Source organism: Rhizobium sp. 10PS4 (genome assembly GCF_032464805.1).
Classification (GTDB): Bacteria; Pseudomonadota; Alphaproteobacteria; order Rhizobiales; family Rhizobiaceae; genus Rhizobium; species Rhizobium laguerreae.
Genome location: NZ_JAWDIW010000004.1, coordinates 294,308 through 315,377, shown reverse-complemented (window position 1 = coordinate 315,377; position 21,070 = coordinate 294,308). Strand labels below are relative to the sequence as shown.

Below are 21,070 nucleotides of genomic sequence, written 5' to 3'. Positions count from 1 at the left end.
GCTGGCATTTGAGCGTTGGCGTTTGCGAGTGGGAATAGGCATGGCTGATAAACAACTTGCGTATGATACGCGCGGAAAAGGCGATCTGTTTGCCGACGATGATCCGTTGGCTGAACTGGCCCGTATCGTCGGCTTCGAGCCGCGTGTTGCAGCGAATACGGTGACGGAGACCGCACGCCGCGAGCCTGCCCTCGATCTCGAGGACGAGCTTGGGCGCGAGTTCGACCGCTACGATTCGCCACGTCCGCTTGCAGAGCTCGACCGGCCCGCCGAGCCGATCTCTGACGACCTCACGCCTGAAGATTACGTCGAGCCCGTTCTCGATGCTTCTTCCGCTGCCGAACATGCGCAGGCTCCTGAGCCGGTTTCGGTTTCCGTCGCCGCTGTTGAGGCCGAAGAAGCTTTGCCCGCCGCAGGGAATGAGGACGCATCTGCCGCCGACTGGGCGGAGCAGTCTTCCCCCGAGCCCGAGGCATCGGTGCAATCGGCCTTCGGCGGGGCGCGCGACCTGATCGAGGAGCTTGAGCTGTCGATCGGCGCAGCACCGGTCTCTTCGCTGGCGCAGCCCGCCAAGGCGCCGCAATGGTCGGCTGCCAGCATCAGGCTGCCGCTTGCCAATTTCCATGCCCCGAGGCGCGAGGAGCCGGTTGTTTTGCCGGAGCCTGTGGCCGAAACGGTCGCCGCACCGGTTGCTGAAGCGCTATCCGCTGATCTTCCTGTGGTCGAGCCTCAACCTGTCGTCGAACCGCCGGCGCTTGTCGCCGCTGTCGAGCCTTCCGAGGAATTCGAATCCGCTTCTCCGTCACTTGGCTTTCCCGCCGAGCTCGATCGCCATGATGAGGTGATCGCGCCGGAAGAGACCGCCGAGGCCGAAGAATTCGTCGAAGTCGAGGAAGAGCTGGAGGATTTCGGGTCCGAGGCCGGTTTCGATCTCATCGCCGCCGCCGTCGAAGGCGAGATCCAGGCCGATGCTGCGCTGACCGAGGTCGTGCCTGAAGTTCCGCACACCGCCGGCACTTTCGATCTCGACGATCTGCTCGCCGACATCTCGCGTTATCCGGTGCCGCAACGTGCCAATCCGGCGCCCGTCTCGCCACAGCCCGCATCGATCGAGGCAGCGGCCGCTCCCGCCGCCGCACCTGTTCAGTCCGAGGTGATCGCGCCCGCACCGCTCGCCGTAGCACCCGTCCGGTCTGCCCCGGTTGAGCCGGCTCCGGTCTATGCGGCCGAAGCCGCAAGACCGATCGCGCCGCATACCGAGGTCGGTACGCCTCAGCCTGCCGCAGCGGCATATTCGCCGGAGCCGCAGCCGGCACCGGAAGCCGACGACCCCTTCGCCGGCCATGATTTCGAGCTGGATCTTGCCGGCATCGAGCTGGAATTGACCGATCTCGATTTCTCCGAGCCGTCCGAGCCAGCACCGCAGCCTGAGCCGCCAGCCCCTGCTCCCCAGCAGGCCGCTGCCGTCGCTCCTCGGCCCGCTCCGGTTTTTGCTCCTGAGCCGCCGGCTCCTCCTGCTTTTGAGCAGGCTGCTGCCGCTCCTGCACGGTCCGCTCCGGCCTTCGTTCCCGAGCCGCAGGCTCAAGCTCAAGCTCCGGCTCCGGCTTTCAACTGGACGCCTGTCTCCGAATCGACCGAAGATCTGCCATTCGATCCGGCGATGATCTCCGATCCGGAGGATCGTCCCGAGGCCGTCGACGACATGCACGTGCCGGCGCTGCCGCCGGTCGAGCAGCCCGCGCCGGTCGCGAAATCTGCGGATTTCGATTTCGATCTCGACGCCGAGATTGCCAGCTTCTTTGAACCGGCCAAACCGCGGCAAACGCCGACGCCGGTCCGGGATACGGCCGCCGCCGCTGCAAAGCCGGTCAAGCCCACCATCGCCGATGGCCTCGATGATTTCGAACGGGCGCTGGAGGAAGATTTCCGCCGCAGCGTGCGCGAGCCTGTCGAGCGCCGCGAGACCTCCGAGGTCCGCATTGAATCGGCAAGCCAGGCCGCTGATTTCAGCCGCGCTCGGTCGATGCGCCAACTGCTTGCCGGGGCCGTCGTGCTCGTGGTCTTTGCCGGCGTCGGTTATGGCGTCTATTCCTCCGTCTGGAACGGCGAAGGGCTCGGCATTGTAGCAATCGGCGAGCCGCGCGTGATCACCGCCGACAAGGAGCCTGTCAAGGTCGTTCCGGAAAATCCTGGCGGCAAGACCGTGCCGAACCAGGATAAGGCGGTCTACGACCGCGTTGCGGGTTCTGCCGAAGAGCCGAAGCAGAAGGCGCTCGTTTCTTCCGATGAGGCGCCCGTCGATGTCGTCCAGCGCACGCTGACACCGGAAGCGCTGCCCGAGGACGACGAGAACGCCAGCGTCGACGATCAGGTCACGCCGACTGCGGTCGGTGAGACGGAGGATCCGCGTCTGCTGCCAACCCAGGACAACGTCGACAACGCTTCGGCAACCAACACTGACAAGACGCCATCCGTTTCGCCGCGCAAGGTCCGCACGATGATCGTCAAGCCTGACGGTACGTTGGTCGCCCGCGAGGAACCGGCACCCGTCGACGAGCCGACACAGTCTGCCCAGGCGACGCAGTCTGCTCAGGCGACGCCGTCTGCCCAGCCGATGACGCCGGCTCAGCCGGCATTGACGGCTCCGTCGACCCCGTCCGCGCAATCGACCCCGGCTGTACCTCCCGTCGGTGGAACGGCCGCAAGCTTCCCGGCAAGCGCCGAGGTTGCTTCCGCCGATGCGCGTTCTGCAGCCCCCGTCGAAACCGCGCCGGTACAGCCGCCGCTCGCCGGCAGTGCCGACGCGCAGGCCGCAAACCCGGCTCCGGTCGCTTCGCCGGTGCGCCCTGTCAAGACTTCGGGGATTGCCGATACCGCTCCCATTCCGACAGCGCGTCCGGCCGACCAGCCCGTCAACGTCGTCGGCACAGTGACCGAGAAGGGCAATGTCCGCCCGCCCGCCCAGCAACCGAAGACGACGGAGGTCGCGGCCGCAGCACCAGTCGCCGCAAAGCCGCAGCAGGCCGCATCCGCCGGCGGCTACGGCATCCAGATCGCCTCCCTGCCTTCGGAAGACGAGGCGACCAAATCCTATGCCAACCTGTCGAAGAAATTCGCCAGCGTGCTTGGCGGCCGCAGTCATGAGATCCGCAGGGCCGATATCGCCGGCAAGGGTACTTTCTACCGTGTCCGCATTCCGGCCGGTTCCAAGGATGAGGCCGCAGCACTCTGCGAACAGTATCGCGCGGCGGGTGGAAGCTGCCTGATCTCCAGGTAGGATCGCGTCTGAATATAAGAGCGGCGGGCCGGATCGGCCCGCCGCTCTTTTTTGTGCATCGAGCCCGACCTTGCTCGCATTTGGCCGGGCGCCGTCTATGATTCTTGCATGACCGAATCAAAAGCGATGATCCTTGGCTGTAGCGGCCTTGCCCTCACATCCGAAGAGAAAGCCTTTTACCGGAGCGAACGACCCTGGGGCTTCATCCTCTTCGGGCGCAACATCTCCGAAGCACGGCAGATCGCCGATCTCGTCGCCGAATTGCGCGACAGCGTCGGCTGGCATGCGCCGGTGCTGATCGACCAGGAGGGTGGCCGTGTCCAGCGCATCCGTCCACCCGTTCTGGCGCGTTATCCTTCCGGTCAGGCGCTCGGCGATCTCTATCGCCGCGATCCCGCACTCGGCCTGCGCGCCGCCTGGCTGATGTCGCGGCTGCACGCCTTCGACCTTTCGAGCCTCGGCATCGATGTCGATTGCCTGCCGGTGCTCGATGTGCCGGTCGCGGGCAGCAGCAACGTCATCGGCGACCGCGCCTATGGCGGCGATCCGCAGACCGTCATCGCGATGGGCCGGGCGGCTGCCGAGGGGCTGAGGGCCGGCGGCCTGTTGCCTGTCATGAAGCATATGCCAGGCCATGGTCGCGGCTTTGCGGATTCACATCTGGAACTGCCCGTCGTCGCCGTTTCGCGCGATGAGCTGGAGCTCCATGATTTCCCGCCCTTTGTCGCGATGAAGGACGAGTTGATGGCCATGACCTGCCACGTCGTTTTCGCCGCGATCGACCCGGACAATCCGGCGACGACCTCGCGCAAGGTGATCGACGACATCATCCGCGAGCACATCGGCTTTAACGGTCTGCTGCTCTCCGACGACAGCTCGATGAACGCTCTTTCCGGCACGATCGGTGAACGTGCAGCGAATATCATTGCAGGCGGATGCGATATCGTGCTGCATTGCAATGGCAATATGGACGAGATGCGGGAGGTTGTGGCAAATGTTCCGCCGCTCGCCGGCATATCGCTTGCCCGCGCAAAAGCGGTGGAAGCGGGCTTCGCGGCGCCGGATACCGCCGATGAAGCGGAATTGAGGGCGGAATTCGAGGCGATGTTTGCGACGGTCTGATCGTAAGGGAGCAGTTAGGTGAACACGGTCAAGGGCACGGAACGTCCGCAGGCGGCAACGCCGATGGACAAGCTGTGGCAGGATAACGGTGCCGAGCGCGCCAGCCACGAGCCGGCGCTGGTGATCGACGTCGCCGGCTTCGAAGGCCCGCTCGACCTGTTGCTCTATCTCGCCCGCAACCAGAAGGTCGATCTGTCGCGCATTTCGGTGCTGGCGCTCGCCGAGCAATATCTGTTGTTCATCGAAAGCGCCCGGCGTATCCGCATTGAGCTTGCCGCGGATTACCTCGTCATGGCGGCCTGGCTTGCCTATCTCAAATCGAAGCTGCTCATTCCCCAGCAGGTCAAGGATGACGGCCCTTCCGGCGAGGAACTGGCGGCAACGCTCGCCTTCCGCCTGAAACGCCTCGAAGCCATGCGCCAGGCGGCAGACGGCCTCGTCAACCGCAATCGCCTCGGCCGCGATATCTTTGTGCGCGGCGCGCCCGAGCATATTCCCGACCGGCAGCAATCCGCTTATGCGGCGAGCCTTTATGATCTCCTGACCGCCTATGCGGCGCTGCGCCAGCGCCATGCCGTCACCCAGGTGACGATCGAGCGGCGCACCGTCTGGTCGCTGACCGATGCCCGCGAACTGCTGACCAAGATGATCGGTGAGGTCGCCGACTGGACGGCGATGGAACATTATCTGCTGCGGTATCTCGCAGCGCCCGAAGAGCGCGTCACGGCAATCGCCAGCGCCTTTGCCGCCTCGCTGGAGCTGGTGCGCGAGGGCAAGCTCGAAATCCGCCAGGACGGCGCCTTTCAGCCGATATACATGCGCCGCGGTCCGAAACATGCCACGCTGCAGGTGGTCGAACAGGAGCGGCCGGCTTGATCGATCTGAAGGGCGAAGAGGATTTCGAAGGCGATTTCGAAGACAGGGGCCGCGACCTGCAGGCCGAGATCGAGGCCGAGCGCATTGCCGAGGCGCTGGTCTTCGCCTCCTCGCAACCGGTCTCCGAAGGCTTCCTCGCCGAGCGCCTGCCTGAGAAGACCGACGTGCACGCGATCATGCTGCGCCTGAAGGAGCAATATGCGCCGCGCGGCGTCAATCTCGTGCAGGTCGAAGGCGCCTGGGCCTTCCGCACCGCCGCCGACCTGTCCTTCGTCATCCGCCGTGATGACAATGAGGTGAAGAAGCTTTCGCGCGCCGCACTGGAAGTGCTCGCGATCATCGCCTATCACCAGCCGGTGACGCGTGCCGAAATCGAGGATATCCGCGGCGTCCAGACCTCGCGCGGCACGCTTGACGTGCTGATGGAAGCTGGCTGGGTGCGGTTCCGTGGCCGCCGGCGCACACCGGGCAGGCCGGTGACATTGGGCACGACGCGCGATTTCCTCGACCATTTCGGGCTCGAAGAGCTGCGTGACCTGCCCGGTCTCGAAGAGTTGAAGGGAGCGGGCTTGCTGTCGGGCCGCATTCCGGCGAACTTCAACATTCCCTCGCCGTTGATGAACGACGAACTGACCGAGGACGAAGACCCGATCACCCAGATGGACCTCGAGGAATTGGGGTTGCTGGCACCGCGCGGCACCCCTGAAGATTGAGGGGTCTGCGTCTTGCTTTCGCCATGCATGGCGAAAACAATGGCGGCCACCACTTTTCGATGGGTCAACGGCTTGTCACAAAGGGCGATACCGTGACATTAAGCTCAATCCAAAGGGCTTGATGTTGGAAACGGTGTCGGAAATCCTTACATCGTGAGAACATAGAAACAGGGAGTTAGCGTAATGGGTGGTTTTAGCATGTGGCACTGGTTGATCGTTCTGGTCATCGTGCTGTTGTTGTTCGGTCGCGGTAAGATCCCGGAACTGATGGGCGACGTTGCCAAGGGCATCAAGAGCTTCAAGAAGGGCATGACGGACGAAGACGCGCCGGACACGGCAAAGACCGTCGATCACAAGGCCGACGAAACGAAGTAACCAAGTCCGGGAAAAAGCGCAGCCCCCGCGCTTCCCGTCCAGGAGCCTTGCATGTTCGATATTGGCTGGACCGAGCTTTTGGTCATCGCGGTCGTACTGATCGTGGTCGTCGGTCCCAAGGATTTGCCGCCGATGCTGCGCGCTTTCGGCAAGATGACGCAGCGCGCCCGCAAGGTGGCGGGTGATTTCCGTGCGCAGTTCGATGAAGCGTTGCGCGAAGCCGAGCTTGACGATGTCCGCCAGACGATCAGCGACGCCCAGAAGCTCAACCCGGTCAACAGTCTGCGCGAGGCGATGAATCCGCTTCGGCAGATGGGCAACGAGATCAAGGCCGACCTGCAGAAGGCGACCACGGTCACGGAAAACAAGACCGAGGTGCCGCCCGATGCCGTCGCAGCCCCGACGCCTTCGATGAGCTTGCCAGAAACGCCGCCATTGGTAGCGACACCTGCGCCGTCGGAACCCGTCGCCGCAGCGATTGTGCAAGCTGATACGGTTGTCGCGAAGCCGAAGGCCGTGCGCAAGCCGCGCGTCAAGCCTGCCGACCAGGTCGATGCTGCGGCCGCCGTTGCCGTGCCTATGGAAAAGCCGAAACGCATGACGGCAGTCAGGAAGCCTCCAACGCCGAAGAAGCCTGCGCAGACAAAGAAGGACGAGGCATGAGCGGTGATATCGAAGACAAGCCGCAGCCGTTGATCGAGCACCTGATGGAGCTGCGCACGCGGCTGATGTGGTCGATCGGCGCATTTTTCGTCGCCTTCATCGCATGCTTCTTTTTCGCCAAGGATCTCTTCAATTATCTGGTCATCCCATACAAGACAGCGGTCCAGTGGGCTAATCTCGACGTCGAGAAGGCCCAGCTCATCTACACCGCGCCGCAGGAATTCTTCTTCACCCAGGTCAAGGTGGCGATGTTCGGCGGCCTTGTGGTCGCTTTCCCGATCATCGCTGCCCAGGTCTACAAGTTCGTGGCGCCCGGCCTCTACAAGAACGAGCGTCAGGCTTTCCTGCCGTTCCTAGTCGCCTCTCCGGTTCTGTTCCTGATGGGCGGTGCGCTCGTCTATTTCTTCTTCACGCCGATGGTCATGTGGTTCTTCCTGTCGATGCAGCAGGCGCCGGGTCATGACGAGATAGCGATCTCGCTGATGCCGAAGGTCTCGGAATATCTGAGCCTGATTATGACGCTGGTCTTCTCCTTCGGCCTCGTCTTCCAGCTGCCGGTCATCACCACGCTGCTCGCCCGTGTCGGTCTTCTGACGTCGCAATGGCTCGCCGAAAAGCGCAAGTTTGCCATCGTCCTCGCCTTTGTCGTCGCCGCCGTGCTGACGCCGCCGGACCCGATGTCCCAGATCGGCCTTGCGATACCGACGATCCTTCTCTACGAGATTTCCATCTATGCGGCGCGACTCGTGGAGCGCCAGCGTGCCCGGCGGGCGGTCGAAAAGGAAACCGGATCCGCAGACGTTGCCAAGACGGACAGCGTCTGAGCGGCGATCCCGGAAATCCCTTCATGAACGCCGTCGACTGCGTATTCCTTAAATCGGAATCGGTTTAAGGATTTAGGCAGCAATTCAAAGTGTTGCGGTGTCCTTTGCGCGTCTGAAAAGACAGGGCGGCGCTGTAACATCCGGTCGAGGCCATATCAGGCTTTGGCCGGGCCACCTCTGTTGCAACGACCTGGAACGACGATGCTCGATATCAAATGGATCCGTGAGAATCCCGAAGCGCTCGATGCCGCCCTAGCCAAGCGCGGCGCGGAACCTCTTGCCCAAAGCCTTGTCGCTCTCGATGAAAAGCGGCGTTCCGCCGTGCAGAAGGCGCAGGACTTGCTGTCCCGCCGCAACCTCGCCTCCAAGGAAATTGGTGCGGCGATGGCCCAAAAGAATAGCGAGCTTGCCGATAAGCTGAAGGCGGAGGTCGCCGAATTCAAAACTCTGCTGCCGGCGATCGAGGAGGAGGATCGGCAACTAACGGCCGAACTCAATGACGCGCTCTCGCGCATCCCGAACATACCTTTCGACGATGTCCCGGTCGGCAAGGACGAGCATGACAATGTCGTCACTCGCACCGTCGGCGAAAAGCCGCGCTGGAACCACACGCCGAAGGAGCACTTCGAAATCGGCGAGGCGCTCGGTTATATGGATTTCGAGCGCGCCGCCAAGCTCTCCGGCTCGCGCTTCACGGTTCTGACCGGACCGCTCGCCAAGCTCGAGCGCGCGCTCGGCCAGTTCATGATCGATCTCCACACCAGCGAGCACGGTTATACCGAAGTCAGCTCGCCGCTGATGGTGCGCGCTGAAGCGGTGTTCGGCACCGGCAGCCTGCCGAAGTTCGAAGAGGATCTCTTCAAGACCACGGATGGCCGCTATCTGATCCCGACGGCCGAAGTGACGCTCACCAATCTGGTGCGCGAGGAAATCCTCGATCAGGAAAATCTGCCGTTGCGCTTCACCGCGCTGACGCCGTCCTTCCGTTCGGAAGCAGGCTCCGCCGGCCGCGATACGCGCGGCATGCTGCGCCAGCATCAGTTCTGGAAATGCGAGCTCGTCTCGATCACCGATGCCGAGAGCGCCGTTGCCGAGCATGAGCGCATGACCGCCTGCGCCGAGGAAGTGCTGAAGCGCCTCGGCCTGCATTTCCGCACGATGACGCTTTGCACCGGCGATATGGGCTTCGGCGCGCGCAAGACCTACGATCTCGAAGTCTGGCTGCCGGGACAGAATGCCTTCCGTGAAATCTCCTCCTGCTCGGTCTGCGGCGATTTTCAGGGCCGCCGAATGAATGCGCGCTACCGCGGCAAGGAAGACAAGAGCAACAGGTTCGTCCACACGCTGAACGGTTCCGGCACCGCCGTCGGCCGCTGCCTGATCGCCGTCCTTGAAAATTATCTGAACGAGGACGGTTCGGTCACGATTCCGGACGTTTTGCTGCCTTATATGGGCGGATTGACCAAGATCGAACGGGCGGCCTGAGGCGATGCGCATCCTGCTTACGAATGACGACGGCATTCACGCCGAAGGTCTTGCCGCGCTGGAGCGGATCGCGCGCACGCTGTCCGACGATGTCTGGATCGTGGCGCCCGAGACCGACCAGAGCGGCCTGGCCCATTCGCTGAGCCTTTCAGAACCTTTGCGGCTGCGCAAGATTTCCGACAAGCATTTCGCCCTGCGCGGCACGCCGACCGATTGCGTCATCATGGGCATCAGGCAGGTGATGGACATCAAGCCGGATCTCGTCCTGTCAGGCGTCAATTCAGGCTCGAACGTCGCCGACGACGTGACCTATTCCGGCACGATCGCCGGCGCCATCGAAGGAACCATGCAGGGCGTGCGCTCCTTCGCGCTGAGCCAGGCCTATCTCTATGAGGACGGCGCACGCATCGTACCCTGGGAGGTCTGCGAGACGCATGCGCCGGCTCTTCTGGAAAAGCTGATGGTTCTGGACCTGCCGGAGGGCACGTTCCTCAATCTCAATTTCCCGAACTGCCGTCCCGACGAGGTCGACGGCGCCGAGGTGACCATGCAGGGCAAGCTCGCCTTCAATCTGCAGGTCGACGCCCGCTCCGACGGCCGGGGCTTTCCTTACTACTGGCTGAAGTTTGGCGAACGCGCCGGCGCCTTCGTTGAAGGCACCGATATTCACGCCCTGAAGCATAATAAGATTTCGGTAACGCCTTTGAAACTGGATCTGACCGATTATTCCGTGACGGACCGCGTGGCGCGGGCCTTGGGATACGGAGCACAAGTTTGACGGCAAGACTGGCGGAGAAGGAGGGCTTTGCGGCGCTCGTCCTCAGATTGCGTGCCGAAGGCATCTCGGACCTCGATCTGCTGACGGCGGTCGAGCAGACGCAGCGTTCGTTGTTCGTGCCGCCGCAATTCGCCGACGACGCCTATTCGAGCCGGACGATCCCGATCGAATGCGGTTCCTTCCTCGAAGGCATCGATTTTGCCGTCCGCATCCTGCATCACCTGAAGCTCAAGCCCGGCCAGCGCGTCCTGGAGATCGGCACTGGAAGCGGCTTTACCGCCGCCGTGATGGGCCGCCTGGCCGAGCGTGTTCTGTCCATCGACCGCTACAAGACGCTGACATCAGCCGCGCAGCGGCGCATGGAATCGCTTGGTCTGCGCAGCGTCGTCATCCGCCAGGCCGACGGCAGCGCCGGCATGCAGGGTGAGGGCACCTTCGACCGCATCCTGGTGACGGCCGCCTTCAACGCGATGCCGCGCTTTTATACCGACCAGCTCGTTTCCGGCGGCTCGATGATCGCGCCGCTGATGATTTCCGAGAACGAGTGTCGCATGGTGCGACTGACGAAAACCGGCAGCCGCTTCGAACGCGAGGAGTTATTCGAGGCGCCCTATCTGCCGATCGTTCCGCGGCTTGCCTCGCTGCTTTAGGCACTGCGATTTTTCACCTGTAAGCTATGGTTATCAACTTCTCAAAAAAATCGCACTGATTCCAGCATCTTAACCGCGTGGTAATACTAACGCGTTTTAATAGACTCACAAATGGTTGCGTTCTCAGTGGGTCGAGTCATGCGTTTCAGTCTTTCGCCAAAGTTCGGGAAGTCGGCCGGTAATCTTCTGGTTGTTAGCCTGCTGGCAAGTGCCGCAACAGGCTGCAGTTCCGATGTGACACGGTTTGGCGGCTTGTTTTCCTCCTCCGGGCAGGACCAGATCACCACAAGTTCCATTCCGCGTAGGAATATGAACGGTTCTCAGGGCGATCCGGTGCCGCGCGCCGATCTTAGCAGTTCGGCCGTTGCCGGCCAGTCAGGCTACGGCGGCGGCAATGACGCACTGAACCAGCCTTATCCCGCCCGCCAGGGTTACGATCCGACCCGCACGTCGAGCTCGAGCGCACGTCTCGCTTCCGCGCCGGTCTCAGTGCAGCGTTCAGATCTGGCCGCGCCGACCGCGGCGGCACCATCCCGGCAGCGGGAAAAGGAAGTTGCGCTCGCCCAGCCTTTCCCAGCTGCGCCGCAGGTCGAAAGGCCCCGATTGGTGGCGCCGGCGGCACCCAAGGTGATGCCTGATGCGCTGACGACCGGCACGACGCCGAAGGTTTCCGGCTGGTCCGCGACCAACGCTCCATCGGTGACGCTGCGTCCGGGTGAAAGCATCGCCACGCTCTCGAGGCGCTTTGGCGTACCCGAAAAAGAAATTCTGCGCGTCAACAACCTGAAGACGGCATCTGCCGCCCAGCCTGGCCAGGCGGTCCTCATCCCGACCCTCAACGGCGGCAATGCCGCCAAGGCGGCGTCGCAGGCGGCTGATCTTTCCAAGCCCGGCAAGATCCCGGCGCCGAAGGCACCTGAGCAGAACGTCGCCGTCGTTCCAAACGCCAATTCCGCCCGCGACAAGACGCTGGCGAGTGGCGATGTCACCGGCAAACTTCCCGCCGGCGCCGGCAAGGATCCGAAGGCGCCTGCCGGCACCTATGTCGTCAAGCAAGGCGATTCCCTGGCAAAGATTGCCAAGGCGACCGGTAGCAATGTCGACGACCTCAAGGCCGCCAACAATCTTTCGGCCAGCTCGCTCCGCATCGGTCAGGCTCTGAAGATCCCGAACGGCACCGCCGACAATATCAAGACCGCCTCGATCCCGGCTGAGAAGGTCGATCCGAAGCCGACCCAGCCGGCGGCTGCCCAGCAGACGGCTTCCGTTCAGCCCGCGCCCTATAAGGCACCGGCCGCCACTCAGACCGTCGACGATGTCGAGAAGAAGTCTGACGTCAGCTCCGCCGCGCCGGAATCGACCGGCATCGGCAAATATCGCTGGCCGGTACGCGGCCAGGTCATTGCTTCATATGGCGCCAACGTCAACGGCAACCGCAATGACGGCATCGACATCTCGGTCCCGCAGGGCACGCCGATCAAAGCCGCCGAAAACGGCGTCGTCATCTATGCCGGCAACGGCCTGAAGGAACTCGGCAACACGGTTCTCGTCCGTCACGACGACGGCACCGTCACCGTCTACGGCAACGCCGATACGCTGAGCGTCACCCGCGGCCAGAAGATCCAGCGCGGCCAGACCGTCGCCGTCTCCGGCATGAGCGGCGACGTCAAGCAGCCGCAGGTCCATTTCGAGGTGCGCAAGGACGCGTCTCCGGTCAATCCGATGACTTTCCTGGAATAGGTACAGCGTGCCAGGAATCGCAAAAGCCCGGCCATCAGCCGGGCTTTTGTCTTTTGGATGCCGATCAAATCGTGCAGCGGTTTTGGGATAACGACATGTGTCGCCTGAATTTGAATTGGCGCGACGCGCTTCAGTCCCGGTCTATGTGAACCCGCATGCGTCCGGCCAAGTCCTGAATATACTGCCAGGCGACGCGGCCGGAGCGTGCGCCGCGCGTCGTTGCCCATTCCAGCGCTTCGGCATGCATCTTGTCGCGTTCGAGCCCGAGTTTGAAGTGATCGGCATAGCCGTCGATCATGCCGAGATAATCCTCCTGGCTGCATTTGTGGAAGCCGAGCCAGAGGCCGAAGCGGTCGGAAAGCGAAACCTTCTCCTCGACCGCTTCCGACGGATTGATCGCCGTCGACTGCTCGTTTTCCATCATGTGGCGCGGCAGGAGATGGCGCCGGTTGGAGGTGGCGTAGAAGAGCACATTGTCCGGCCGCCCTTCGACGCCGCCGTCGAGCGCCGCCTTCAGCGACTTGTAGGCGGTATCGTCGTGATCGAAGGAGAGATCGTCGCAGAAGACGATCACGCGGTACGGCGTGTCCTTCAGGAGGTCGAGCAGATTGGGAAGGCTGGCGATATCTTCACGATGGACTTCGACCAGTTTCAGCGAGGCGCTGTTTTCGCGCCTGACATCCTCGTGCACGGCCTTGACCAGTGAGGATTTGCCCATGCCACGCGCGCCCCAGAGCAGCACATTGTTGGCGGCATAGCCCTCGGCGAAACGCACCGTATTCTCATGCAGGATGTCGCGCACGTGATCGACGCCGCGGATGAGCGTCAACGCCACCCGGTTCGGCCTTTTGACCGGCTGCAGATGCTGGCGCAGTGGCGCCCAGACGAAACAGTCGGCAGCATCCCAGTCGTTGAGGGTGGGTGCCGGTCCGGCAAGACGCTCGACGGCGTCTGCGAGCCGTTTCAGCTCGGCAAGCAGGGCTGTGTTGATTTCCTCGGTCATCGGTGGCCTCCTGATGTCTCACTGCGGCAATCCGCTTTGATCTTTCGATGCCGCTAATGTATGTCGCCCGGAAGTGTGGAACGGTTCCGGGATAACGACATGCTTGAAAACAAAAGAGCTAAAGCGCGTCGCATCGATCAAGTTCGATGCGACGCGCTTTAGCATGGCGTTTTGGCGGCGGAAAGGTTATGAGGCAGCGGAATCGGTACTGTTTCCGGCTGTTTCTGTTGCATTCATCGAAGCCGTAACTATAGTCCGGCAACCTGAAAAGAGAGGCGGAGTTCCGCCGCCCAAGCCTGAGGAGTTTAGCATGTTCATCACCCCGGCATTCGCCCAGAGCGCGACCGATACCGCAACGGGATTCGGCGGCTCCGGTTTCGAAATGATCATCCTGTTCGTGCCGCTGATGGTCGTCTGGTACTTCCTGCTGATCCGTCCGCAGCGCGCACAGGCAAAAAAGCGTGAGGAAACCCTGAAGGCGATCCGTCGCGGCGACCAGGTCGTCACCGGTGGCGGCCTCGTCGGCAAGGTCACCAAGGTGATCGACGAAAAGGAAGTCGAAGTCGAGATCGCTGACGGCGTGCGCGTGCGCATCGTCCGCAGCGGCATCTCCGAAATTCGCGTCAAGGGTGAACCGGTCAAGGCCGACGCGGCGTAACAAGCGATAACGGCAGGATCGCCGGATCGGAAGATCGTCGAGAGAATGTTGCATTTTTCCCGCTGGAAAACACTTCTGATTTGGCTGGCCGCGTTTGCGGCCATCGTCATCGCTGCGCCCAATCTGTTGACCGAGGCGCAGCGATCCTCCCTGCCGGACTGGTTGCGGCACGACCGCGTCGTGCTTGGTCTCGACCTGCAGGGCGGCTCGCATATCGTTCTGAAGGTCGAGCGTTCCGATATCGTCAGGGACCGCCTGGAAGAGGTGGTCGCGAATGTGCGCAACGCGCTGCGCGGCGCCGGCATCCGCTATACCGGGCTCACCGGCAATGACCAGACCGTTACCGTGCGGATCACCGATGCGGCCCAGACACAGGCGGCGGTCGATCTCCTGAAGCCTTTGACGATGGCTGGTGGACATTCGGGACCTGAGGTCGCTCTGCAGCAGGGTGATCAGGGGCAGCTCTCGCTGCAGATTTCCGACGCCGGCATTACTGCTGACGTCGCTTCCGCCCGGACCCGCTCGCTCGATATCGTTGGCCGCCGCATCGCCGGATTGGGCAATGATAATTTCCTCGTTCGCCCCGATGGCGCCGACCGCATCGTCGTGCAGGTGCTGGGATCGATCGATGCGGAGCGGCTGAAGAACATCCTCAACCAGCCGGCCAAACTTTCCTTTCATCTGATCGACGAAAGCATGTCCGGGCAGGAGGCGCTGAACGGCCGCTGGCCGGCGACATCGCAGGTGCTCTATTCGCTTGACGATCCGCCGGTGCCGTACCTTGTCGACCGCACAGCGTTCATCACCGGCAGCAACATGGTCGATATAGAGCCTGTCGTCGATCCACAGACACAGGACACCTCGATCGCCTACCGTCTCGATGCCGAAGGCAAAGAGCGGCTGGCGCAGGCGACGGGGCAGAATATCGGCAAGCACCTTGCCATCGTCTTTGACGACCAGGTGATGTCGTCACCGGTCATCGATGCGGCGATCACCGGCGGCGAGGGCCGGATTTCGGCAAACTTCTCCGAGGGTGGCGTCCGCGACCTTGCGATCATGCTGCGCGCCGGCGCCTTGCCGGCGACGCTGACCAGCGTCGAGGAACGCAGCGTCAGTCAGAGATTCGGCGCCGATTCCATCTTCAACGGTCTCGTTGCCGGCCTCGTCGCCGTCGTATTGGTCGCGGCATTGATGATCGCGCTCTATCGCATCCTCGGCCTCATCGCCGTCGCCTCGCTCTTCCTCAACCTGATCCTCATCGTCACAGTGCTCAGCCTTGCCGGCGCGACGCTCACCTTGCCGGGGATTGCCGGAATCGTGCTGATCGTCGGCATGGCGGTCGACTCGAATGTTCTGATCTATGAGCGAATTCGCGAAGAGGAAAAAACCACCCATTCCTTTGCGGAGGCCGTCGGACGCGGTTTCTCGCGCGCATTCGCAACCATCGTCGACGCGAACGTCACGATCTTCATTGCCGCCATCATCCTCTTCTTCCTCGGCAGCGAATCCATCCGCGGTTTCGCCGTGACGCTCGCGATCGGCATCCTGACGACCGTTTTCACGGCTTTCACGCTGACACGCTCGATCGTTGCCGTCTGGTTGAGAAGGCGCCATCCCCGGCATCTGCCGAAGAGCGTTCTGACGCACCTTTTCGAACACGCCAATATCCGCTTCATGGGGATCCGCCGTTATGTCTTTACGGCGTCGGCGGTCATCTCGCTGATCGCCATGGCCGCCTTTGCCACCGTCGGCCTGCATCTCGGCATTGATTTCACCGGCGGTTCGCTCATCGAGGTGACGGCGAAGCAAGGCAATGCCGACATCGCCGATCTCAACGCGCGCCTTAATGATCTCAATCTCGGTGAGATCAATGTCGAGCCCACGGGCGGGCCGGCGAACGCGCGGATCCGCATCGCTTCCCAGGGCGGCGGCGAAAATGCCGAGCAGTCGGCGGCGACGCTGGTGCGCGGCGAGTTCCAGGAAGATTATGATTTTCGCCGCGTCGAGGTCGTCGGCCCTGCCATCTCGGGCGAATTGACGATGATGGCGACGCTCGGCGTGCTTGCAGCACTTGCGGCGATCCTGATCTACATCTGGATCCGCTTCGAATGGCAGTTCGCGGTCGGCGCCATCGTCGCAACGCTGCACGATGTCATCATCATGCTCGGCCTCTTCGTCCTCACCGGCATCGAGTTCAACCTGACGAGCGTCGCCGCCGTGCTGACCATCGTCGGTTACTCCCTGAACGATACGGTCGTGGTCTACGACCGAATGCGCGAGAATCTGAAGCGATACAAGAAGATGCCGCTGTCGATCCTGATCGATGCTTCGATCAATCAGACGCTGTCGCGCACCGTTCTGACCGCGGCGACGACGCTGATCGCCTTGCTGGCGCTCCTTCTCTTCGGCGGTGAAGTCATCCGTTCCTTCACCTTTGCGATGCTCTTCGGCGTTGCTCTCGGCACCTTCTCTTCGATCTATATCGCCGCTCCTGTCTTGATCGTCTTCCGGCTGCGGCCAGAGGCTCCCGACGGGGAAGAGAGCAACAAGACGGATGCTGGTGTAAAATCCGGCACGGTGGTTTGAAAACATGGCAAAAGGCATAGAAATCCGCGCCGCGCATTTCCCCGGGCGCGCTCCGATCGATGCTTACGGCAATGGCGGCTTTCGTTTTGCCGACATGTCGCATCGCGGCTCGATCCTTTGCCTGCCCTCCGGCATTCATGGCTGGGATATGGACATGTCGAAACCGCTGTCGCCTGAAAATTTTCGTCGGGTGCTGGATGAGGCCGCCGATATCGAGGTTCTGCTCGTCGGTACTGGAACCGAGCTTCGCCGTCTGCCCGAAGAATTGAGGCTGGCGCTGAAGTCGCGCGGCATCTCCTCCGATCCGATGAGCACCGGGGCTGCAGTGCGCACCTTCAACATCATGCTCGCAGAGCAGCGTGCCGTCGCCGCGGCGTTGATTGCGGTCTGACGATGACTGATGCGCATATTGCGACCAACCAGGAGATCTGCCTGGCGATGCTGCGTGACAGCGATCGCGACCGCTATCTCGCCTGTCTGCTGTCGCCGGAGGAAAAGCGCGGCGCGCTCGCAGCTCTTTACGCCTTCAACGCCGAGCTTGCCCGCATCCGCGATCTCGTCCACGAGCCCTTGCCCGGTCAGGTGCGGCTGCAATATTGGCACGATCTTCTGGAAGGCAGCGCGCACGGCTCGACGGCGGCCAATCCCGTCGCCGCAGCACTTCTCACCGCAATCGAAACGCATCGCCTGCCGCGCACGACGCTGATCGACATGATCGAGGCCCGGACCTTCGATCTCTATGACGATCCGATGGAGACACGTCTGTCGCTTGAAGGCTATGCCGGCGAAACGGCATCGGCGCTGATTCAGCTCGCAAGCCTGGTGCTTTCGCCGGAGGAGGCCGCACGCTCGGCCGACGCCGCCGGCCATGCCGGCGTCGCCCAGGCGGTCGCCGGGCTGTTGCTGCTGATGCCGCTGCATCGCCGCCGCGGCCAGATCTATATTCCGCTGCAGATCCTTTCCGCCACCGGTCTCGACCGCGATGCCTTCCTCGCCGGCGAAGACAGGCCGCGCATCTCTGCCGCCATCGAGGCCTTCGCCGGCCTCGGTCGCGAACATCTGGCAAAGGCGAGGGCGGCGGGGCCGATTGCGCCGGCCGTCTTTCCAGCCTTCCTGCCGGCGACGCTTGCCGAACCGGTGCTCGTCATGGCGCAGAAACGCGGGGCCTTGGTGTTCGACCGGTCGCTGCAGCCGCCGCAATGGCGCCGCCAGCTGCGGATGGGGCTGGCTGCCGCACGCCGAAAAATCTGATATCGGTCAAATTCGCGCAAGTCTCGCGCGTTACAAGGCTTCCACCGCTACCCTTTGAACGGAGACTCGGCGTGGGCATTATCGTCTGGTGCGTCCTTTTCGTCATCGTCATTTTTTTTGCTTTCGTGGCAACGCGCATGGCCTCGCAGAACAAGGAAGATGGCCTGCATGACACGGGCCTCGCCATCATCGAGTTCGGCCGTGCCTTTCCGAACGAGGCGATCCGTCAGCTGCAGGCGACGGAAAACGGCCAGGCCGTCTTTGTGCGCCTGCACGACAACAAGGCCGGCTTCATGCGCAATATGTCGCGCCATTTCTCCTGCCACGTGATCGAGCCGGGCCGGGTGCGCGTCATCGGCTCGGAAACGGGCAGGGGACTGGTGATCGACTTCCTCGATGCACCCCATCACAACGGCAATTTCGAATTCGCTACCGCCAAGGAAGCCTCGGAGGTTTCGCTCTGGCTGCTCGGCAATTATATCGCCGAGCCCGATAAGGACCTGCCGCCCGGCAATATTTCGGCGGCGAACCAGCAGTAGAAGTGGCTGCTCACGCGCTTTCGGCAAACGTCGAATTTTGGCCGAGCCAGGCGGCGCAGTCCGCGAGCGCGCGGCGTGCGATCAGCTGCCGCTTCATGATCGTCTTGTCCTTGCCGCGGAAGCGCTTGACGCCTTCGGGTTTGACGATCGAACCCGGCTGAAGCTCCGGAAACAGCCCGAAATTGATGTTCATCGGCTGGAACGATCGTTTGCCCGGCTCCTCGTCGGTGACGAGATGCCCGCCGGTGATATGACCGAGCAGCGAGCCGAGCGCCGTCGTCGCCGGCGGTAGCGAGATCGCCTCGCCCTTGCGTTCCGCGGCAGCGAAACGCCCGGCCATCAGCCCGACGCTGGCGCTTTCCACATAACCCTCACAGCCGGTGATCTGGCCGGCGAAGCGCAGGCCGGGCCGCGATTTCAGCGTCAGCGACGGATCGAGCAGGGTGGGGGAGTTGATATAGGTGTTGCGGTGCAGACCGCCGAGACGGGCAAATTCGGCATTTTCCAGACCTGGGATCATCCGGAAGATATCTGCCTGCGCGCCATATTTCAGCTTCGTCTGGAAGCCGACCATATTGTAGAGCGTGCCGAGCGCATTGTCCTGCCGCAGCTGCACGACGGCATAGGCCTTGACCGTCGGATTATGCGCGTTCGTCAGCCCCATCGGCTTCATCGGTCCGTGGCGCAGCGTCTCGCGGCCGCGTTCGGCCATTACCTCGATCGGCAGGCAACCGTCGAAATAAGGCGTGCCCTCCCATTCCTTGAAACCGACCGTGTCGCCTGATATCAGCGCGTCGACGAAGGCATTGTACTGCGCCTCGTCCATCGGGCAGTTGATGTAATCCTTGCCGGTGCCGCCGGGTCCGACCTTGTCGTAGCGCGACTGATACCAGCAGATATCCATGTCGATGCTCTCGCGATAGACGATCGGCGCGATGGCGTCGAAGAAGGCAAGCGAATCTTCGCCGGTTTCCGTCTGGATGGCGCTTGCAAGCGACGGCGCCGTCAACGGTCCGGTGGCGACGATGGTTAGATCCCAGTCCTTCGGTGGTAGGCCGGTGATCTCTTCACGCACGACGGTGATGAGCGGGTGGTCATGGACCGCTTTGGTCACCGCCTCGGAGAAGCCATCGCGATCGACGGCGAGCGCACCACCGGCCGGTACCTGGCACCGGTCGGCAGCGGCCATGATCAGCGAGCCCGCCATACGCATCTCGGCATGGATGACGCCGACGGCATTGCTGGTCGCATCGTCGGACCGGAAAGAGTTGGAGCAGACGAGTTCGGCAAGACCGTCGGTCTTGTGCGCATCCGTGCCGCGCACCCCGCGCATTTCATGCAGGATGACCGGAACGCCGGAATTGGCGATCTGCCAGGCGGCTTCCGAGCCGGCAAGCCCACCGCCGACGACATGGATAGGGGAATAGGAGGAGATCGTGTTCATTCACGGCTGATATCATGTCGGCAGGTGCGATCCAACACCCCGGAATCAAAAACGGCGCCCTTGGGCGCCGTCTTGGAAGCATCGTACTCGCTATTAGCGGAACGAGCGGGATGCGATATTCCGGATGTCGTAGCGGCTGACGCCGATATCGGACAGGGTCTGGTTCGAAAGGCCGCCGAGTTCATTGAGCGTACGACGGTAGCTGAGCCAGCTTCTTGCAATGCGGATCGGGTTCATTGTCTTCTTCCTATGTCCGCGGGACGGCGGGATCGCCTGTCTCTCTGCGGTTGACGTTTATATAGGCGAGAACCGTCCGATTGTGCAGTGCAAATAAAAGGCGTCTGCCATGCAATTGTGCACTATGATGCTCTTCAATTAAGCAGAGGATATTTTTTGAGCGGGCTAAGGAGTGGGAAAAACCTGCAACCGCCGCGACAGCCCCATGCAGGCAAAAGAAAACGCCCGCTGCGGGTACAGCGGGCGTTTAAATCGAGAACAATCCTGCTTGGGAGGAGCAGCGGATCGCCTGGAATTAGCGGTGAGAAGCCTCACGGGCAACGCGATGGATGTCCGAACGGTCGATGCCGAGATCGTGCAATTCGCGGTTGGTCATGCGGCCGAGTTCGGTGACGGTCTGACGATACTTGCGCCAGTTATTGAAAGAGCGAGAGAAGTTCATGTTAAGCCCCTTTCCGAGGGTTTCATCCGCCAGCAGCTACCGATCGGCGCTGACCTCTATTTGATGACTGGAATATATGTTGCGACGCGAAAGACTAAAATAGACAAGTTTTCAGATCACCTATGCCATGCATGCATTGCTCAAAGGGTATTTGACGCAGACTTACCATTTTTTGGTCAACGAATAGGCAGAATGACTTTTGAAAAGCAGTTCGATTGAGAGAGGCGAATGGGGTGCCATAACAGAAAACGCTCCTTCCCCCGGCGATTCCGCCTGTGCGTCCGCTGCAAAGAGCCGTTCCGCTTCGGATCGGAAGTCGCCCATCCCCTCGCGGAGTTGGTGGGGCGGCGTGACGACAATGTGGCATGACGGCGCCATGCGACCAAAATCCTCTCGCCGCCAAGGCT

General features: G+C 62.2%; 20 protein-coding genes. 16 read left to right on the top strand and 4 right to left on the bottom strand.

The genetic code is table 11. The features are described from left to right. The first annotated feature begins 40 nt into the window (after positions 1-40). The 11 genes from RWJ89_RS09645 (at position 41) to RWJ89_RS09595 (ending at position 12,503) form a co-directional block, all read left to right on the top strand. On the top strand, positions 41-3,277 hold the full coding sequence (locus RWJ89_RS09645) for an SPOR domain-containing protein (RefSeq protein WP_316030873.1): 3,237 nt from the start codon (positions 41-43) through the stop codon (positions 3,275-3,277). Positions 3,278-3,385: 108 nt separating this feature from the next. Further along, entirely contained in the window at positions 3,386-4,399 is a 1,014-nt protein-coding gene (nagZ, locus tag RWJ89_RS09640; protein WP_077981172.1) for a beta-N-acetylhexosaminidase, read from the top strand. A gap of 18 nt (positions 4,400-4,417) precedes the next feature. Beyond that, positions 4,418-5,275, top strand: coding sequence for a segregation and condensation protein A (locus RWJ89_RS09635; RefSeq protein WP_077981171.1), 858 nt, complete (start codon positions 4,418-4,420; stop codon positions 5,273-5,275). Next, complete coding sequence (scpB, locus tag RWJ89_RS09630; RefSeq protein ID WP_065279724.1) at positions 5,272-5,988, top strand: SMC-Scp complex subunit ScpB; 717 nt, start codon at positions 5,272-5,274, stop codon at positions 5,986-5,988. The genes RWJ89_RS09635 and scpB overlap by 4 nt, the downstream gene beginning before the upstream one ends. Positions 5,989-6,171: 183 nt before the next feature. Continuing rightward, on the top strand, positions 6,172-6,363 hold the full coding sequence (locus tag RWJ89_RS09625) for a twin-arginine translocase TatA/TatE family subunit (protein ID WP_017960199.1): 192 nt from the start codon (positions 6,172-6,174) through the stop codon (positions 6,361-6,363). A gap of 51 nt (positions 6,364-6,414) precedes the next feature. Further along, positions 6,415-7,026: a Sec-independent protein translocase protein TatB gene (gene tatB / locus RWJ89_RS09620; RefSeq protein ID WP_131663882.1), complete on the top strand. Its 612-nt coding sequence runs from the start codon at positions 6,415-6,417 to the stop codon at positions 7,024-7,026. Continuing rightward, a complete protein-coding gene (tatC, locus tag RWJ89_RS09615) occupies positions 7,023-7,850 on the top strand; it encodes a twin-arginine translocase subunit TatC (RefSeq protein ID WP_077981169.1) in 828 nt (275 codons plus the stop codon). Before tatB ends, tatC begins: the two co-directional genes overlap by 4 nt. Before the next feature lie 201 nt (positions 7,851-8,051). Further along, a complete protein-coding gene (gene serS / locus RWJ89_RS09610) occupies positions 8,052-9,335 on the top strand; it encodes a serine--tRNA ligase (protein ID WP_207158621.1) in 1,284 nt (427 codons plus the stop codon). A 4-nt stretch (positions 9,336-9,339) separates the two neighbouring features. Beyond that, entirely contained in the window at positions 9,340-10,113 is a 774-nt protein-coding gene (gene surE / locus RWJ89_RS09605) for a 5'/3'-nucleotidase SurE (protein ID WP_017991200.1), read from the top strand. Continuing rightward, complete coding sequence (locus RWJ89_RS09600; RefSeq protein ID WP_011651660.1) at positions 10,110-10,763, top strand: protein-L-isoaspartate(D-aspartate) O-methyltransferase; 654 nt, start codon at positions 10,110-10,112, stop codon at positions 10,761-10,763. The genes surE and RWJ89_RS09600 overlap by 4 nt, the downstream gene beginning before the upstream one ends. 138 nt (positions 10,764-10,901) lie before the next feature. Beyond that, positions 10,902-12,503 (top strand): peptidoglycan DD-metalloendopeptidase family protein, encoded by a 1,602-nt coding sequence (locus tag RWJ89_RS09595; RefSeq protein WP_131663884.1) that lies wholly within the window; start codon positions 10,902-10,904, stop codon positions 12,501-12,503. Positions 12,504-12,633: 130 nt separating this feature from the next. On the opposite strand, the gene RWJ89_RS09590 is transcribed toward RWJ89_RS09595, so the two are convergent. Next, on the bottom strand, positions 12,634-13,506 hold the full coding sequence (locus RWJ89_RS09590; RefSeq protein WP_168339324.1) for an ATP-binding protein: 873 nt from the start codon (positions 13,504-13,506) through the stop codon (positions 12,634-12,636). Between the two features lie 310 nt (positions 13,507-13,816). On the opposite strand from RWJ89_RS09590, the gene yajC reads away from it, so the two are divergent. The 5 genes from yajC (at position 13,817) to RWJ89_RS09565 (ending at position 18,540) form a co-directional block, all read left to right on the top strand. Further along, positions 13,817-14,164, top strand: coding sequence for a preprotein translocase subunit YajC (gene yajC / locus RWJ89_RS09585; RefSeq protein ID WP_003539006.1), 348 nt, complete (start codon positions 13,817-13,819; stop codon positions 14,162-14,164). Positions 14,165-14,209: 45 nt separating this feature from the next. Beyond that, on the top strand, positions 14,210-16,750 hold the full coding sequence (gene secDF, locus RWJ89_RS09580) for a protein translocase subunit SecDF (RefSeq protein WP_316030872.1): 2,541 nt from the start codon (positions 14,210-14,212) through the stop codon (positions 16,748-16,750). A 4-nt stretch (positions 16,751-16,754) separates the two neighbouring features. Further along, positions 16,755-17,141 (top strand): Mth938-like domain-containing protein, encoded by a 387-nt coding sequence (locus RWJ89_RS09575; RefSeq protein ID WP_003539009.1) that lies wholly within the window; start codon positions 16,755-16,757, stop codon positions 17,139-17,141. A 2-nt stretch (positions 17,142-17,143) separates the two neighbouring features. Beyond that, a complete protein-coding gene (locus tag RWJ89_RS09570; protein WP_077981163.1) occupies positions 17,144-18,001 on the top strand; it encodes a phytoene/squalene synthase family protein in 858 nt (285 codons plus the stop codon). Between the two features lie 71 nt (positions 18,002-18,072). Then, positions 18,073-18,540: a hypothetical protein gene (locus tag RWJ89_RS09565; RefSeq protein ID WP_131663888.1), complete on the top strand. Its 468-nt coding sequence runs from the start codon at positions 18,073-18,075 to the stop codon at positions 18,538-18,540. A gap of 10 nt (positions 18,541-18,550) precedes the next feature. Here the strand turns inward: RWJ89_RS09565 and trmFO are convergent, their stop codons facing one another. The 3 genes from trmFO to RWJ89_RS09550 all read right to left on the bottom strand — a co-directional run bounded on the left by trmFO (position 18,551) and on the right by RWJ89_RS09550 (position 20,663). After that, positions 18,551-19,984 carry a methylenetetrahydrofolate--tRNA-(uracil(54)-C(5))-methyltransferase (FADH(2)-oxidizing) TrmFO gene (trmFO, locus tag RWJ89_RS09560; RefSeq protein ID WP_168281773.1) on the bottom strand — a complete coding sequence of 478 codons (1,434 nt, stop codon included), beginning with the start codon at positions 19,982-19,984 and terminating at the stop codon, positions 18,551-18,553. A 93-nt stretch (positions 19,985-20,077) separates the two neighbouring features. Further along, the gene (locus RWJ89_RS09555; protein ID WP_003539017.1) at positions 20,078-20,221 is read right to left on the bottom strand and encodes a DUF1127 domain-containing protein; all 144 of its coding nucleotides are present in this window, start codon (positions 20,219-20,221) and stop codon (positions 20,078-20,080) included. Positions 20,222-20,516: 295 nt separating this feature from the next. Continuing rightward, entirely contained in the window at positions 20,517-20,663 is a 147-nt protein-coding gene (locus RWJ89_RS09550; protein WP_003539019.1) for a DUF1127 domain-containing protein, read from the bottom strand. Positions 20,664-21,070 lie beyond the last annotated feature (407 nt).

Excerpts from the sequence above, each read along its gene's own strand:
- RWJ89_RS09645 (WP_316030873.1), top strand. The coding sequence starts at position 41 with ATGGCTGATAAACAACTTGCGTATGATACGCGCGGAAAAGGCGATCTG.
- nagZ (WP_077981172.1), top strand. The coding sequence starts at position 3,386 with ATGACCGAATCAAAAGCGATGATCCTTGGCTGTAGCGGCCTTGCCCTC.
- RWJ89_RS09625 (WP_017960199.1), top strand. The coding sequence starts at position 6,172 with ATGGGTGGTTTTAGCATGTGGCACTGGTTGATCGTTCTGGTCATCGTG.
- tatB (WP_131663882.1), top strand. The coding sequence starts at position 6,415 with ATGTTCGATATTGGCTGGACCGAGCTTTTGGTCATCGCGGTCGTACTG.
- tatC (WP_077981169.1), top strand. The coding sequence starts at position 7,023 with ATGAGCGGTGATATCGAAGACAAGCCGCAGCCGTTGATCGAGCACCTG.
- serS (WP_207158621.1), top strand. The coding sequence starts at position 8,052 with ATGCTCGATATCAAATGGATCCGTGAGAATCCCGAAGCGCTCGATGCC.
- surE (WP_017991200.1), top strand. The coding sequence starts at position 9,340 with ATGCGCATCCTGCTTACGAATGACGACGGCATTCACGCCGAAGGTCTT.
- RWJ89_RS09595 (WP_131663884.1), top strand. The coding sequence starts at position 10,902 with ATGCGTTTCAGTCTTTCGCCAAAGTTCGGGAAGTCGGCCGGTAATCTT.
- RWJ89_RS09590 (WP_168339324.1), bottom strand. The coding sequence starts at position 13,506 with ATGACCGAGGAAATCAACACAGCCCTGCTTGCCGAGCTGAAACGGCTC.
- yajC (WP_003539006.1), top strand. The coding sequence starts at position 13,817 with ATGTTCATCACCCCGGCATTCGCCCAGAGCGCGACCGATACCGCAACG.
- secDF (WP_316030872.1), top strand. The coding sequence starts at position 14,210 with ATGTTGCATTTTTCCCGCTGGAAAACACTTCTGATTTGGCTGGCCGCG.
- RWJ89_RS09575 (WP_003539009.1), top strand. The coding sequence starts at position 16,755 with ATGGCAAAAGGCATAGAAATCCGCGCCGCGCATTTCCCCGGGCGCGCT.
- RWJ89_RS09570 (WP_077981163.1), top strand. The coding sequence starts at position 17,144 with ATGACTGATGCGCATATTGCGACCAACCAGGAGATCTGCCTGGCGATG.
- trmFO (WP_168281773.1), bottom strand. The coding sequence starts at position 19,984 with ATGAACACGATCTCCTCCTATTCCCCTATCCATGTCGTCGGCGGTGGG.
- RWJ89_RS09555 (WP_003539017.1), bottom strand. The coding sequence starts at position 20,221 with ATGAACCCGATCCGCATTGCAAGAAGCTGGCTCAGCTACCGTCGTACG.
- RWJ89_RS09550 (WP_003539019.1), bottom strand. The coding sequence starts at position 20,663 with ATGAACTTCTCTCGCTCTTTCAATAACTGGCGCAAGTATCGTCAGACC.